A 14,189-nucleotide genomic window follows, 5' to 3' on the forward strand; every position below is an offset into this window, starting at 1 on the left:
GCGACCGGATAGGAATGACGATGAAGTCAGCTCGACTGATGTCGATGACCTGCGCGGTGGCGCTCGCGTCCGGTGGGCTCACCGCTGCGACCGCCGTCGCGCCCCCGCCGGTGCATGCCGCCGACGCCGCTGCCGTGCGGATCACTCCGAATCCCGCCACCGCCTCGGAGAAGCCGTTCGAGGGATGGGGCACGAGCCTCGTCTGGTTCGCCAACGCGACCGGCGACTATCCCGACGACGTCCGGCAGGACCTCTTCGACGCCGTCTTCGGCGACGAAGGCCTGAACCTCAACATCGCGCGCTACAACATCGGCGGCGGCAACGCCTCCGACGTCCCGCCGTACCTGCGGCCGGGCGGCGCGGTTCCCGGCTTCTGGAATCCGAACCTGCCGGCGACCGATGACGAAGGGGCGATCACCTCGACCTTCGCTGACCGCGACCGGTACCGGGATGCCTGGGACCCCGACGATCCCGACGCCTTCGACTTCTCCCAGGATTCCGCTCAGCGCTGGTGGCTCGACGCGCTGAAGGACAAGGTCACGCACTGGGAGGCGTTCAGCAACTCCCCGCCCTACTTCCTCACCCAGAGCGGCTACGTCTCGGGCGGGATCAACAACGCCACGAGCGAGCAGCTCGCCCCGGCGGACATGGACAAGTTCGCCGGCTATCTGGTGAACGTCGTCGACGAGCTCGAGCGGGTCCACGGCATCTCGTTCGACACGATCGACCCGTTCAACGAGCCCAACACGAACTACTGGTCGACGCAGATCCCCGACGGTGCCACGTGGCCCACCGGCGGACGCCAGGAGGGCGCGCACATCGGGCCGGAGGCGCAGGACGCGATGATCGCCGCCCTCGCCGACCGCCTCGCGCAGTCGGGGACGACCACCGACGCGGTCATCTCGGCGATGGACGAGACCAACCCCGGCATCTTCGCCACCAACTGGAACACGTGGTCTGCGGAGGCGAAGGACCTCGTCGATCAGCTGAACGTGCACACGTACGGCACCGGCGGGCGCCAGGTCGTTCGCGACATCGCCAAGGCCGCCGACAAGCCGCTGTGGATGAGCGAGGTCGAGGGCAACTGGACTGATCAGAGCAAGGGGTTCGTCACCGACGACATCGACAACGGCCTCGGCATGGCCCAGCACATCGTCGGTGACCTGCGCGAGCTCGAGCCCGACGCCTGGGTGTTCTGGCAGCCGGTCGAGGACCTCTACAACATGGAGAAGGTCGAGAAGCTGAACTGGGGCAGCGTCTTCATCGACTTCGACTGCAATGACGAGGGGCAGTCCGAGCGCCGGCTCCGCGACGGTGACGCCGACCCCTCCTGCAAGGTGCTGACGAACGAGAAGTTCAACACCGTGCGCAACTTCACGCACTACATCACCCCCGGCGACCGCTTGATCGCGACCGACAACGCGCAGTCGACGGCGGCGATCGACGCCGACGGCGAGGGCGCCACGATCGTGCACGTCAACGCCGAGGCCGCCGAACGCACGGTGGAGATCGACCTGAGCGACTTCGGCACGGTGGCCCCCGGGGCGACCGTGACCCCCATCGTGACGACGCAGTCGACCGCCGCGGAGCCCTCGGTCAACGCGCTCCGGCAGGGGCAGCCGGTCGCCGTGGACGCGGCATCCCGCACCGCGACGCTGACGGTGCCCGCCAAGTCGGTCGTGACCTTCGTCATCGACGGCGTCTCGGGCGTCTCATCGGATGCCGCGGCCTTCCGCGACGGCGAGACGGTGCAGCTCACGGGTCTTCAGAGCGGACTCGCCCTCGACGGCAGCTCGAGCCTCGCGGTCCGTTCGCTCGCCACCACGGCCGAGGCCGCCCGCGGACAGGCCTGGACTGTCCGCACGATCGAGGGCGCGGGCACCAACCGCCACCGTTTCACGCTGCAGAACGGTTCCGGGCAGTTCCTCGCTTCGCGCGGCACGGCCACGGCGCTCGTGGATGCCGACCCGGCGGCAGCCGCGGCCGATCCCGCCCTGCAGTGGATGGCCTCGACGACGGACGGCACGTACTACTCGGTGCTCAACGTCGCCGCGGAGCGCGTGCTCGACGTGAACGGCGGCAGCACGACGTCCGGCGCTGCGGTGGGCCTGTGGACCTCGAACGGCGGCGGGAACCAGCAGTGGCGCATCGCGAGCACGAGCGTCGCGGGCACCGAGCCCGTCACGGTCGCGACCGCGGTCGGCGTCGCCCCGACACTGCCCGCGTCCGTGAGCGTGCGCTACGTCGGAGGGACGGTGCGACAGGCGCCGGTGACGTGGCAGCTCGACGGTGTCGACTTCTCGCGCCCCGGTGCGGTGGAGGTCACCGGCACGGGCACCGAGCTGTTCGGCGGCTCGTTCGAAGCGACCGCGACCGTCGAGATCGGCGCCTACACCGCGACGCGGCCGGCATCCGTCACCGTCCCGGCCGGAAGCGCCCTCGACGCCGTCAGGAGCCAGGCCGACGACACCGTGGAGGCCGAGCTGCGACCCTCGGGAGCGGGCTTCCCGGTCCCGGTCGAGTGGGCGTGGGACGGCATCGCCGATGGTGCGTTCGCCGAGCCCGGCACGGTCTCGGTGCCCGGAGTGGCCACGGGTCCGAGCGGCGAGAAGCTCGACGCGCGGCTGACCGTGATCGTCACGGCCGCGTCCGAGCGCAACGTCGCCCCCGAGAGCCGCCCGAGCGCGACCTTCACCGAGAGCACGCAGTACGCGGTGAGCAACACGATCAACGGAAGCTCGACCGACAAGGGCTGGTCGAACTGGCGCTCGGGCACGAAGAACGCGCAGGACACCCTGAGCTACGCCCTGGCGCAGCGCGAGACCCTGACGCGTGTCGCCGTGCAGTTCTACCGCGACGGCAGCTCGCTGAGCTGGCCCGCGACCATGCGGGTCGACCACCGCGTGAGCGGCGGCGACTGGGTCGAGGGCGACCTCGTTCCGGTGCCGGAGCCCACCGCGGGTGCGCCGCGCGTCGAGGTGCCGGTCACCGGCGCCGCCGACGAGGTGCGCGTCGTGCTGAACGCCCGTCCCGACACGCACATGATCGTGTCGGAGGTCGAGATCTTCGCCGCAGCACCGGCGCCGGCCGGGATCACGGATCTCGCGCGCCTCACGGTCGGCGACGTGCCCGTCGACGGGTTCGCGCCCGACACCCTGGAGTACACCGTCACGACGACGGGGTCCGCGTGGCCGATGCTCCACGCGCTCGCGGTCGACGACGATGCCACGGTCGTCGTGACCCAGCCCGGCGAGGACCAGGCTGGCGACGTCCAGCGCATGGCGGCGGATGCCGCGCCTGCGGCCGACGACGTGATCAGCAGCACCGGAACCGTGACGGTCACGGCTCCCGACGGCGCCTCGCGCACCTACTCGGTGACCGTGAACCGCGCCGTCGGCGTCGAGACGCCGGTCGTGTCGGGCGAGCCGCGCGTCGGCGCGACCGTGCGCGCGGTGGCCGTCACCGATCCCGCGGACGCGGCACGCGCGTTCGTCTGGCTGCGCGACGGGGCGGCGATCGATGGCGCCACCGCCGACACCTACGCGCTGACCGCCGCCGACGAAGGCCGGGAGATCTCGGTCGAGGTGGCCGCCGAGGCGGCCGGCTTCATCGACGGCACCGCCCGCTCAGCGGCGATCGTCCCGACCGCCGCCGTCGTCGACCCGGGAACGGGCGGCGGCACCGATGGTGGCACCGACGGTGGCACCGGCACTCCGGGTTCGGGCGCTGGCTCGGGTTCGGGTAGCGGCTCGGCGACGGGAGCCGGAGCGAACGGCTCGGCTGCCTCGACGGACGCGCGCGATCTCGCACGCACGGGAGGGGATGCCGGCGGCATCACCGGGACGGTGATGGGCGCGCTCGCGCTGCTCATGCTCGGCGCCGGAGCGCTCGTGCTGCGTCGCCGACGCGCGCAGGCCTGAGCGCCTGACAACGGAGGCCGTGCCGATCGATGTGACGATCGGCACGGCCTCGCCGTCTCCGGAGAATCCCGCGCTTCTCGGAGCTTCAGCTCTCGCGGCATCCGATTTACGCGTCATTCTCCGAGTTCGCTGGCGCCGCGCGCCGCGCGCCGCATCACGCGAGGTGCTGCCAGGGACCACGCAGCCGGAGCGACGCGCGCAGGGATGTCGCCGCGGCATCGGCTCGCCGCGACTCCGCATCCGCCGCGAGCGCGATCGTCGAGGCCGGAGACAACGCCAGCACCTCGACGGTGATCTCGCTCGTCGGTGTCGCACCGGCGTCCCGAAGCGACAGCGACCAGCGCGTGCCGTCCCAGAAGCGGTCGTCGACGATGCGGCCGTCGACCAGGAACCGTCCCACGTCGCCCGCCCAGTCGAGGTCGAGCACCGCGTCCGCCTCGGGGTCCAGCGAGGTCGCGGGGAGCTGCACCCGGTACCGGGCGGCCCGCTCGGCGAACGTCTCGTCCGACGGCGCGCGGTGACGCGGGCCGCCGAAGCCGTAGTCCGTCGCCGGAGCGGCCGGCGGGCGGACGAGCTCGACTCCCACCGGCGCGCTGCCCATCGCGGTAACGCGGCCGGGCCCGCCGGGCGCGCCGGGCGCGCCCGTGACGATCGACCACTCGCCGGTGTGCGGGTCGTAGCGGTGAGCCTCCCGAGCGCCACGGAGCATCGCGATGTCGGCATCCCACGCCAGCTCGCCATCGGTCAGCCACAGCTCCGGGCGCGACCCGGGGCGCACCCAGAGCCGGTCGGCGTCGGCGGCCGGCAACACCACGACATCGAGGTCGTCGAAGCGGAGCGGAGCGCGTCCCGGCCGGGCGACCTGCGATCCGGCCTGGCCGATCGCGATCTCGGCTGGGATGCCGCGATCTTCGAGCAGCACCAGCGTCGGACGCGGGCCGCCCGAGAGGACCGTGATCAAGGTGGCCGTCGCCCAGGCGACCCGTGCCCGACCCACGGTGAGCCCGACGGGCCATCGAGCGAGCGTCCCCGCGGGGACCGTGACCGGACGTGACGGGAGCACGGTCTCGGTGTCGCCGACGACGACGCGCAGCTGGACGTCGGCGACGTCCTCCACCTGTTCGTACGGCTGGTGGTGCGAGATCACGACGACGCCCTCCGCTCCGTCGGAACGCAGCGCCCACCGGAGGGTGGTCCGGTCGTCGAGCGACGCGGCGCGGACGTCGGGAAGAGCAGACGACATGCCGGACAGGCGGTCGCCGAACGCGGTGAGGAAGGCGTGCTGCGCGCGCAGCAGCGGAGCGGAGTCGGCGAGGTCGCCCGACTGCCCGATCGGGGCGTGGAAGTCGTAGCCGAACTCGGGGAGGTCGTTGGGATACCCGGTGTCGATCGTCTCCTGCAGATCGGGTCCGGGGTTCCGGCCGCCGACGAACATGTAATAGCCCTGCCAGGCCGACCCGTTGCCGATCTTGATGTGGGCGAGCGCGGCGACATCGCGTCCTCCGAGTACCGGGCGACGGTGGTACGCGGTGGCCATCCCCCCGCCCAGCTCGCAGGTCGCCGGGGGGAAGCCGTGCAGGTCGGCCGTCGCGCTCGCCGCCGCGAAGCCCTGGCTCGCGCGCACGTCCGCCCCGACCCCCGGGTCGTCCCAGTCGTGTGAGGGGAAGTAATGCGCGCGGAACGTCGGGTCCCAGGGTGCGCCCGGGTCGACCCAGAATCCGTCCGCATACCCGCCGAAGAGCGGCATGACCTCACCGTCGGGCAGCTGCGCCCCGCCCCAGGCCGTCGCCGTCCACAGGGGTGCCGCCATGCCCGCTTCGCGGGCGAGGCGCTTGAGCGTGACCAGGTGCTCCGGACGGTCGTACAACTCGTTCTCGAGCTGGATGCCGATGACCGGCCCGCCTGGTCGCGCGCGGCCGCCCAGGGACGCGGCGAGCTGGCCGAACCACTCCCGGACGAGGTCGAGGTAGCCGGGGTCATCGCTGCGGAGGATGACCGGCAGAGCCTGAACCCAATCGGGGAAGCCGCCGTTGCGGGACTCGCCATGCGCCCACGGGCCGATGCGCAGCACGACATCGAGTCCCGCCGCAGCCGCCTCGTCGACGAAGGCCCCGATGTCGAGGTTCCCGTCGAAGCGCGGGTGCTCGCGCTCGGCGACGTGGTGGTTCCAGAAGGCGTAGGTCGATGCGACCGTGACGCCGGCGGCGCGCAGCTGCCGCATCCGCTCGGACCAGCGATCGCGCGGCAGTCGGCTGTAGTGCACCTCGCCCGACACCGGCACCCAGCCTTCACCGTGCCGGTACAGGGCGCGGTCGGTGACCGAGATGCCGCGGGCGCGCTCGTGGGGAGCGGGCAGCGGTGCGGGCCGTTCGGGCTGCGGCCACGCGGAATGCTCGACGCGGAGCAGCTCGCTCACAGCGCGCCGACGATCGCGTTGTCGAGTTCGTCGATGTCGACGCCGGAGCGCAACGCCCGGTTGGTCAGCAGCACCCACGCGATGCCCGCGGTCGGGTGCACCCAGAACTCCGTTCCCGCCCAGCCGCCGTGGCCGTAGACGTCGCGGTCGATCAGGCCCGGCGCTCGGGTGCGGAGGTTCCAGGTGAGACCCCAGTCCTGCCCGCGCTCGGCAGGGTACGGCTCCAATCGGGGGATGTCGCCGGTCAGGGGTCGCCGCATCATCGCGAGCGTCGCCGGGGCGAGGATGCCGTCGCGGGCGCCGGCGTGGATCCGCAGCAGTTCGGTCCCGAGCGCGAGCAGGTCGTGCGCCTTCCCGGCGAGGCCGGCCCCGGGGTTGCGCTGCGCGGCGAAGGCCGCCATGTCGGCGCCCGCGGCGGCGGCATCCGCGATCGGCGCCGTGCCGTCGAGGTCGACCGACAGGCCGCCGGCGCCGATGCCCGATGCCCAGTCGGCGATGTCGTCGTGCCAGGTGCGGCCGCTCACGCTCTCGACGAGTGCGGCGACGCCCTCGAAGGCGAGCGTGGAGTACCGCGAGGCCGTGCCGGCGACGAAGTCACGGCCGCGGGTGAGCAGCTCGGTACGGAGCGGGAGTCGGGTGTCGAGCGGCGGCTCGCTGATGCCGCTCGTGTGGCTCACGAGGTGCGAGAGCCGCACGATGTCGTCCCGGTCGCGGCCGAACTCGGGCAGGGCACGGGTCAGCGGAGTCTGCAGCGTGAGCTCGCCGCGCTGGATGGCGCGGGCAGCGGAGATGCCCAGCAGCGGCTTCGTGATCGAGAAGAGCGCGTACCGATCGTCGATGTCCGCCGCGACGGCGTCGAGGGCGAGGACGCCGTTCGCATCGGCGACCCCGACGACCGCGGACGGCAGGCGGCCGTCCGTCACATGCCGGCGGGCCCAGTCGAACGCAGCGGTGAAGCTCGATGTCATCGCCCCAGCCTACGGGAAGCGTTTTCCGTTCGCGCCGGCATCCGGCCGTTACGGCAGCACGAGCACGCCGTTGCGTCGGTGCGGAGTTCTCTCCAGCGACTCGTCACGCAGTTCGCGCGGCAGCAGCGCGGCCGGCGCGTCCTGGAAGACGAGCGGCCGGAGAAATCGGCGGATGGCGGTGGCCCCGACGGAGGTGTGCAGCGAGGTCGTCGCAGGCCAGGGCCCGCCGTGGTGCTGCGACCAGGTCACCGCGACGCCGGTCGGCCAGCCCGCGAACAGCACGCGTCCGGCGCGCTCCTGCAGGAGCGCGAGGGTCGCGGCGACGTCGTCGCCCGGCTCGGAGTGCAGGGTGGCGGTGAGGCTGCCGGGCACGGCGGCGAGGGCCGCGTGCACGTCGCTCTCGTCGGCGTACTCGACGAGGAGGGTGACGGGGCCGAAGCACTCCTCGAGCAGGACCTCCGGACGGGCGGCGACCGCGGACGCGTCCGACACGAGGACGACGGGTCGCGCGCCGTCGCCCGGGACGCCTTCTGCCGCCACCCGCACCGACGCGTCGGCCTCGAGCGCGGCGATCCCTGCCGGGAAGGCCTCGGTGATGCGGTCGGTCAGCAGCGGGCCGCCGGTCGCGCCGTGGGCGGCGGCGGCGACGGACTCGACGAATCCGCTGCCCCGGGGAACGAAGACGACGCCGGGCTTGGTGCAGAACTGACCCGCCCCCAGGGTGAACGATGTCACGAGTCCGCGGGCGAGCTCGTCGCCGCGGGCCTCGGCCGCCGCGGGCGTCACGACCACGGGATTCACGCTGCCCAGCTCGCCGTAGAAGGGGATCGGGTCCGGTCGCCCGGAAGCGAGGTCGAACAGGGCGCGGCCGCCCGACACCGAGCCGGTGAAGCCCGCCGCCCGAACGAGGGGATGCTGCACGAGGGCGTTGCCCGCCTCGCGACCTTCGACGAGTGCGAAGGAGCCTTCCGGCGCTCCGGCGCCGTCGAGCGCGGCGACGGCGATCTCGGCCGTGCGGCGAGAGAGCTCCGGGTGCCCGGAATGCGCCTTGACGATCACCGGGTTGCCGGCGGCGAGAGCGGACGCCGTGTCGCCGCCGCACACCGAGAACGCGAAGGGGAAGTTCGAGGCGGAGAACACCGCGACGGGTCCGACGCCCACCAGCAGGCGACGCAGCTCGGGCTGGGGCGGCGTCGCCGCGGCATCGGCCTCGTCGATCGTGATCTCTCGGAACGAGCCCTCCGTCACGACGTCGGCGAAGAGTCCCAGCTGTCCCGTGGTGCGGGCGACTTCGCCGCGCAGGCGCGCCTCGCCGAGTCGCGTCTCGCGATCGGCGATCGCGACGAGCTCGTCAGCAGCGCCGTCGAGGGCGTCGGCGAGAGCGCGCAGCCAGGTGGCGCGCGTCGCGGCATCCGAATCGCGCCAGATCGGGGCTGCGGCGGACGCCGCGGCGGCCAGCTCGTCGATGCGATCAGGGGTGGTGGTCATCGGTGTTCCTCGCGGTCGTCAGTGGTGAAGTGTCCGTCGGTGAAGCGCAGGCCCAGGCCGAGGTGGTCGGTCTCGCGGAGCCGTCCGTCGCGGATCACGACGGGGGAGGGGCCGCGGAGGGCGCCCAGCTCGGCGAAGCCGGCATCCTCCACGTCCTCGACCCAGGGTTCGGCCGCGCCGCCGGGGAGGGTCAGTGCGAGCTGGCCCGACAGCTCGGGCAGCAGATGCGGGTGCAGCTCGGCGCCGGCGTCCTCGGCGATCGCGGCGATGCGTTGCAGCGGCGTGATCCCCCCGACGCGCACGATGTTGGGCTGGACGATCTGCGCGGCGCCGCGTCGCAGCACCTCGGCGAAGCGGTACGCGGTGTGCAGGTTCTCGCCCACGGCGATCGGAATGCGCGGTCCGCCGCCGAGGCGCCGTGCGAGCTCGGCGTGTCCGTCGAGGTCGTCGGCGCGCAGGGGCTCCTCGATCCAGTCGGGTCGGACCTCGGCGAGGACCTCGAGCGACCGCGTCGCGCGGGCCAGGTCCCAGCGCTGGTTCGCGTCGATCATCAGGCCCCGGTCCGGGCCCAGCACCGAGCGGACGGCGCGAAGGCGGTCGAGGTCCTCCGCGACGTCGGGCTTGCCGACCTTGACCTTGACGGCGGTGAACCCGCGCGTGACCCACCGCTCGACCTGAGCGACGAGCTCATCGAGTGAGTAGTGGAGGTTCACGCCGCTGCCGTACACGCGGGCGCTCTCGCGGCGCCGTCCGATCAGCGTCGAGACCGACGAGCCGGCCGCGCGAGCCGCGGCATCCCAGAGCGCCAGGTCGAGGCCCGCGAGGGCGATCGTCGTCACGCCACCACCGCCCGCCTCGTGCAGGTGCTCCCAGAGGCCCTGCCATGCGCCGCCCGGCTCGGCGGAACGTCCCACGGCGGCCGGTGCGACGTCGTGTCGCAGCAGGGCGAGCACAGCGTTCGCCCCGATCTGCGGGGTCCACGAGAAGCCCCACCCCTCGGCGCCGTCACTGCGCTGCACGTGCGTCGCGATGACGCCGACCGAGGTGACGTCGGCGGCCCACGGGCGGGTGAGCGGGACCCGGATCAGGCGCGCTGCGAGCGCGGCGATCGTCGTCACAGCAGGGCGCGCCCGGCATCGAGGATCGCCGCGAGGCGGCGTTCCTGGTCGGCGGTGGGGTCGACGAGCGGGGCGCGAACCCCGCCGACGGCCTGCCCGCTCAGGCGCAGGCCCGCCTTGATGAGCGAGACGCCGAACCCGGGCGTCTCGTCGCGGAGCGCGACAAGAGGTGTGTAGAACGCGTCGAGCAGTGCCAGGCGACGCTCCTCGTCGTGCTCGACGTAGGCCCGGTAGTACGCGTTCGCGACCTCGGGCGCCATGGCGAAGGCTGCGGACGAATACAGCGGCACGCCGATGCCGCGATATGCGGCCTGCGTGAGCTCGGCGGTGAGGAGCCCGTTGAAGAACGCGAAGTCGTCGCGACCGGCGTCGGCGATCGCGCGGACGATGAGCTGCGTTGTGCCGATGTCGCCGGTGCCGTCCTTGAACCCGACGATCCGCGGGTTCTCGGCGAGACGGCGCATCGACTCGGGCGTGAACTGCGCGTTGGCGCGGTGGTAGACGATCACGGGCAGATCGGATGCCGCGGCGATCGCCTCGACGTAGGCGACGAGTCCCTCCTGCGGCCCGCCGACGAGGTGGGGCGGCAGGGCGAGCAGGGCGTCGGCCCCGGCATCCGCGGCAGCGCGGGCGGTCTCGAGGGCGTGGCCGAGCGGACCCCCGGTCCCGGCGACGACGGGCACGGCGCCCGCGACGCTCGAGACGGCGGTGCGGACGACCGCGGCCGCTTCGGCGGTCGAGAGCGCGTGGAACTCGCCCGTGCCGCACGCGGGGAAGACACCGCCGGCTCCTTCCTCGACACCGCGGCTCACGTGCGATGCGAGCAGTTCGTGGTCGACGGCGCCGGAGGCGTCGAACGGGGTGACGGGGAAGAAGAGGATGCCGTCGAAGTTCATACCGGCACGTCCTTTCGGGTGTCGGTGCGGGAGGGTTCTTCGGTCAGGGCGTCGCGCCACGAGTAGCGGGGCGCCCAGTCCAGCAGGCGACGCGCCTTCGCGTTCGAGAACGCGGGCGCCGTGCCGGTGAGGACGGCGGAAGCCTTCTCCGTGCCGGGGTGGAAGCGGGGGATGAGCTCGGCGAGCGGGCGGCGGGCGAGGGCGTCGTCGGCTCCGACGAAGAAGGTCTCGGCGTTCGGGATCGTGGGCAGAGCGGACAGGAGAGCGTCGGCGAAGGAGGCGACGTCGCGCGCGTCGACGTAGTTGAACAGCGCGGGAGCGGCGAGGCTCGGATCGTCGAGGCGCTCGCGAACGGTGTGGCCCTGCTGCGTGGGGGCTCCGCGCCACTCCTCGGGTGCGATCACGTAGCACGGGCGGAAGGCGGCGAAGCGTACGGCGTCGCCGGTCTGTCGGTGCAGCATCCGCATCGTCTGCTCGATCACGAGCTTCGACAGGGCGTAGCTGTTCCACGGCCGTGGCGGCGTGTCCTCATCGAGCGGGAAGCGGTCGGGCACCCAGCCGCGCGGCGCCCCGTAACCCAGCACGGTGGGGCTGGAGGCGGCGACGATCCGCGGGATCCCTGCGGTCACGGCACCGCCGAGCACCGAGACGGCCAGGGCCGCATTCGTGCGCATGATGACGTCTTCGGGGGCGCTGAAGGGGACGGCGATCGCGGCCAGGTGGATGACGGCGGTCGCCCGCTGCGCGCGGAGCGCCGCGGCGGTGGCCTCGGCGTCGAGCAGGTCGATGGCGAGTTGGTCGGCGCCCTGCAGCTCGGGGGCGTCCGAGACCGTCCGGTCGAAGGAGACCACCCGATGCCCCGCGGCGACGAGGCCGCCGACGAGGCTGCGACCGAGGCGGCCGGAGCCGCCGGTGACGACGACCCGGCTCATCGCCGGCCGTCGAGCAGTCGGATGCGGAGCTCGGAGGTGTGCACGGGAAGACCCGACGCCAGCGACAGGTTGCCCGCGATGCCCACCGCGATCGAGCGGACGCCGTCGGCCCAGCCGGCGGGTCGAGCCAGCGGGTCATCGCCGGGGCCGACGAAGACGTCGGCGAGCAGCAGGTCGTCTCCGCCGCCGTGGCCGCCCTCGCCCGCCTCGATCGGGATCTCGACGGCGTCCTCCCAGTGGCGCTGGACGATCAGTCGTTCGCCCTGCGGGCGGAGGGAGGCGGGGCCGGCGGAGTCGACGGCCGAGGGGTCGAGCACCGGGTGCAGACCCTCGTCCTCGAGGACGGCGCCGCGCTCGACCACCTCGAGCTCGGCGCGGCCCTCGGTGCCGTTGACGGCGACGCGGTAGCCCTCCCACGGGGCGTGGGCGTTCAGCGAATACGACATCGTCGCCCCGCCGGCGTAGTCGACGACGAGCGCGAGGTTGTCCTCGATGGTGATGCCCTCGCCGAACACGTCGCGATCGCGAAGGTAGCCGTCGTGGCTCTCCGCTTCGAGGTAGAGCGCGCGCAGGCGTTCGTCGTCGCGGAGGTCGAGCTCGAACGGGTCGTGGCGGCCGTCGTGCGTGCCGCGCTGCGGCCGCTCGCCGAGATCGCGGGCCCGGGCGTTCTCCGCCCCGTAGAACCGCAGGCCGCCCGAGGCGAACACGCGGCGCGGCTCGTCGCGGATCCACCAGTTGACGAGGTCGAAGTGATGACTCGCCTTGTGGACGAGGAGGCCGCCCGAGTGCTCCTTCTCGCGGTGCCAGCGGCGGAAGTAGTCGGCGCCGTGCTTCGTGTCGAGCATCCACGAGAAGTCGATCGAGGTCACCCGCCCGATGCGGCCGTCCTGGATCACCTGGCGGAGGGCGCTGTTGCGCGGCGAGTAGCGGTAGTTGAAGGTCAGCACGACCGATCGACCGGTGCGCTCGACGGCGTCCTCGATCGCCGCCGCGCTCGGCGCGTCGATCGTCAGGGGCTTCTCGACCACCACGTCCGCGCCGGCATCGAGCGAGCGCACGATGAGGGATGCGTGCAGGTCGTCACGCGCGGTGATGATGACGCGTTCGGCGCGAGAATCGCGGATCATCTGCTCGAGGTCGTCCGGCGACCACAGCGTCGGGGCGGGCACGCCGCGCTCGACCAGCTGATCGCGGTAGTGCTCGGCGCGTACCGGGTTCGGCTCGCAGATCGCGACGAGCTCCGCCCGATCGGCGTGGGTCCCGGTGATGGCGTCGACGTACATCTGGGCGCGGTGTCCCGCGCCCACCAGGGCGTACCGCGTGCGGGTCATGGCTCTCCTTCGTGCCAAGAGCTGAGAGGCCGTCTATGTGGGAAAGCGCTCTCAGGAAACGTTTTCTCAGCCTAGCACGAGCCCTCCTCCGGACGCGAGGCTCAGGCCGAAGGTGAGCGGCTCAGGCCGCGGGAGCGCCGGTGCTGCCGCGGACGATGACGTCGGGCGAGACCGTCACGGCGGGCTCGGGCGTGCGGCCCGTCAGCAGGTCGTGCAGCGCCGACCACGCTCGCGCGCCGAGCTCGCCCATCGGCACGGCGGCGGTCGTGAGTGCGGGGGAGGTGTACCGCGCGAAGGGGATGTCGTCGAACCCCGCGATCGAGAGTCGGCCGGGCACCGGAATGCCGCGTTCGGTCGCCGCGCTCAGCAGCCCCATCGCCGACAGATCGTTGAATGCCAGCACCCCCGTCGCCCCTGACGCGAGAACATCGTCGAGAGCGCCGGCGCCGCTGGCGAAGTCGACCCCGGCGGGGATCTCGGCGATCTCGCAGTCCGCCAGCTCGCGTCGCGCGTCTTCGAGTGCAGACAGTCGCTGCCCGCTCGAGGCGCTGCGCGCCGCGCCGGCGAGGTACGCGAATCGGCGGTGTCCCTGCGCGTAGAGGTGGTCGATGATGGCGCGCAGAGGCGTGCGATAGTCGGCCGCCACGCTCGGAGCGTCGCCCGTGCGGTTGACCAGGACCACGGGGGCGACGTCGGCGACGACGTCGGCGAGCTGGTCGTCGCTCATGCGTGGCGCGCACAGGATCAGTCCGTCCGAGCGCCGCCGCGACTCCAGCGCGAGCAGGCGCTCCTCGTCGACGTTCTCGTCGGAGTCGGCGATGAGCACGTGGTAGCCGTCGGCGACCGCGGCCCGGCTGAGGCCGCGCAGCATCCCCTGGAAGGTGGGGTTCGCCAGGTCGGGCACGACGACCGAGATGGTCTGAGTGCGGCCGAGCACGAGGCTGCGCGCGAGCGGATTCGCCGAGTAACCGAGCTGCGCGGCCGAAGCGCGCACCCGCTCGGCGAGAGCCGGATCGACGGTGGCGTTGCCGTTCATGACGCGCGAGACGGTGGCGAGTGAGACGCCGGCGTGCGCGGCGACGTCGGTGATCGTGGTCTGCTTCGCTCCGGCCATCGTTCC

Annotated in this window: 9 protein-coding genes; 1 reads left to right on the forward strand and 8 read right to left on the reverse strand. The window is 72.7% G+C overall.

Annotated features, from left to right (window positions below; translation table 11 throughout):
- Nucleotides 1-20 precede the first annotated feature (20 nt).
- Nucleotides 21-3,920: a glycoside hydrolase gene (locus VC184_RS02535; RefSeq protein ID WP_323987195.1), complete on the forward strand. Its 3,900-nt coding sequence runs from the start codon at nucleotides 21-23 to the stop codon at nucleotides 3,918-3,920.
- Between the two features lie 154 nt (nucleotides 3,921-4,074).
- On the opposite strand, the gene VC184_RS02540 is transcribed toward VC184_RS02535, so the two are convergent.
- From VC184_RS02540 to VC184_RS02575, 8 genes are all read right to left on the reverse strand, one after another.
- Nucleotides 4,075-6,336 (reverse strand): beta-galactosidase, encoded by a 2,262-nt coding sequence (locus tag VC184_RS02540; RefSeq protein WP_323987196.1) that lies wholly within the window; start codon nucleotides 6,334-6,336, stop codon nucleotides 4,075-4,077.
- On the reverse strand, nucleotides 6,333-7,304 hold the full coding sequence (locus VC184_RS02545; protein ID WP_323987197.1) for a serine hydrolase domain-containing protein: 972 nt from the start codon (nucleotides 7,302-7,304) through the stop codon (nucleotides 6,333-6,335). Before VC184_RS02545 ends, VC184_RS02540 begins: the two co-directional genes overlap by 4 nt.
- Before the next feature lie 48 nt (nucleotides 7,305-7,352).
- Nucleotides 7,353-8,792: an aldehyde dehydrogenase (NADP(+)) gene (locus tag VC184_RS02550; RefSeq protein ID WP_323987199.1), complete on the reverse strand. Its 1,440-nt coding sequence runs from the start codon at nucleotides 8,790-8,792 to the stop codon at nucleotides 7,353-7,355.
- Nucleotides 8,789-9,910, reverse strand: coding sequence for a mandelate racemase/muconate lactonizing enzyme family protein (locus VC184_RS02555; RefSeq protein ID WP_323987200.1), 1,122 nt, complete (start codon nucleotides 9,908-9,910; stop codon nucleotides 8,789-8,791). The genes VC184_RS02550 and VC184_RS02555 overlap by 4 nt, the downstream gene beginning before the upstream one ends.
- Nucleotides 9,907-10,806 (reverse strand): 5-dehydro-4-deoxyglucarate dehydratase, encoded by a 900-nt coding sequence (locus tag VC184_RS02560; RefSeq protein WP_323987201.1) that lies wholly within the window; start codon nucleotides 10,804-10,806, stop codon nucleotides 9,907-9,909. Before VC184_RS02560 ends, VC184_RS02555 begins: the two co-directional genes overlap by 4 nt.
- A complete protein-coding gene (locus VC184_RS02565) occupies nucleotides 10,803-11,738 on the reverse strand; it encodes an NAD-dependent epimerase/dehydratase family protein (protein WP_323987202.1) in 936 nt (311 codons plus the stop codon). The genes VC184_RS02560 and VC184_RS02565 overlap by 4 nt, the downstream gene beginning before the upstream one ends.
- Nucleotides 11,735-13,069, reverse strand: coding sequence for a Gfo/Idh/MocA family protein (locus tag VC184_RS02570; protein WP_274178332.1), 1,335 nt, complete (start codon nucleotides 13,067-13,069; stop codon nucleotides 11,735-11,737). The genes VC184_RS02565 and VC184_RS02570 overlap by 4 nt, the downstream gene beginning before the upstream one ends.
- A gap of 121 nt (nucleotides 13,070-13,190) precedes the next feature.
- The gene (locus tag VC184_RS02575) at nucleotides 13,191-14,183 is read right to left on the reverse strand and encodes a LacI family DNA-binding transcriptional regulator (RefSeq protein ID WP_114589134.1); all 993 of its coding nucleotides are present in this window, start codon (nucleotides 14,181-14,183) and stop codon (nucleotides 13,191-13,193) included.
- Nucleotides 14,184-14,189: the final 6 nt, after the last annotated feature.

Origin of the sequence: Microbacterium plantarum, from assembly GCF_035231185.1 — a bacterium.
GTDB classification, from domain to species: domain Bacteria; phylum Actinomycetota; class Actinomycetes; order Actinomycetales; family Microbacteriaceae; genus Microbacterium; species Microbacterium plantarum.

Coding starts and splice junctions, on each gene's coding strand:
- VC184_RS02535 (WP_323987195.1), top strand. CDS start 21: ATGAAGTCAGCTCGACTGATGTCGATGACCTGCGCGGTGGCGCTCGCG.
- VC184_RS02545 (WP_323987197.1), bottom strand. CDS start 7,304: ATGACATCGAGCTTCACCGCTGCGTTCGACTGGGCCCGCCGGCATGTG.
- VC184_RS02550 (WP_323987199.1), bottom strand. CDS start 8,792: ATGACCACCACCCCTGATCGCATCGACGAGCTGGCCGCCGCGGCGTCC.
- VC184_RS02560 (WP_323987201.1), bottom strand. CDS start 10,806: ATGAACTTCGACGGCATCCTCTTCTTCCCCGTCACCCCGTTCGACGCC.
- VC184_RS02565 (WP_323987202.1), bottom strand. CDS start 11,738: ATGAGCCGGGTCGTCGTCACCGGCGGCTCCGGCCGCCTCGGTCGCAGC.
- VC184_RS02570 (WP_274178332.1), bottom strand. CDS start 13,069: ATGACCCGCACGCGGTACGCCCTGGTGGGCGCGGGACACCGCGCCCAG.
- VC184_RS02575 (WP_114589134.1), bottom strand. CDS start 14,183: ATGGCCGGAGCGAAGCAGACCACGATCACCGACGTCGCCGCGCACGCC.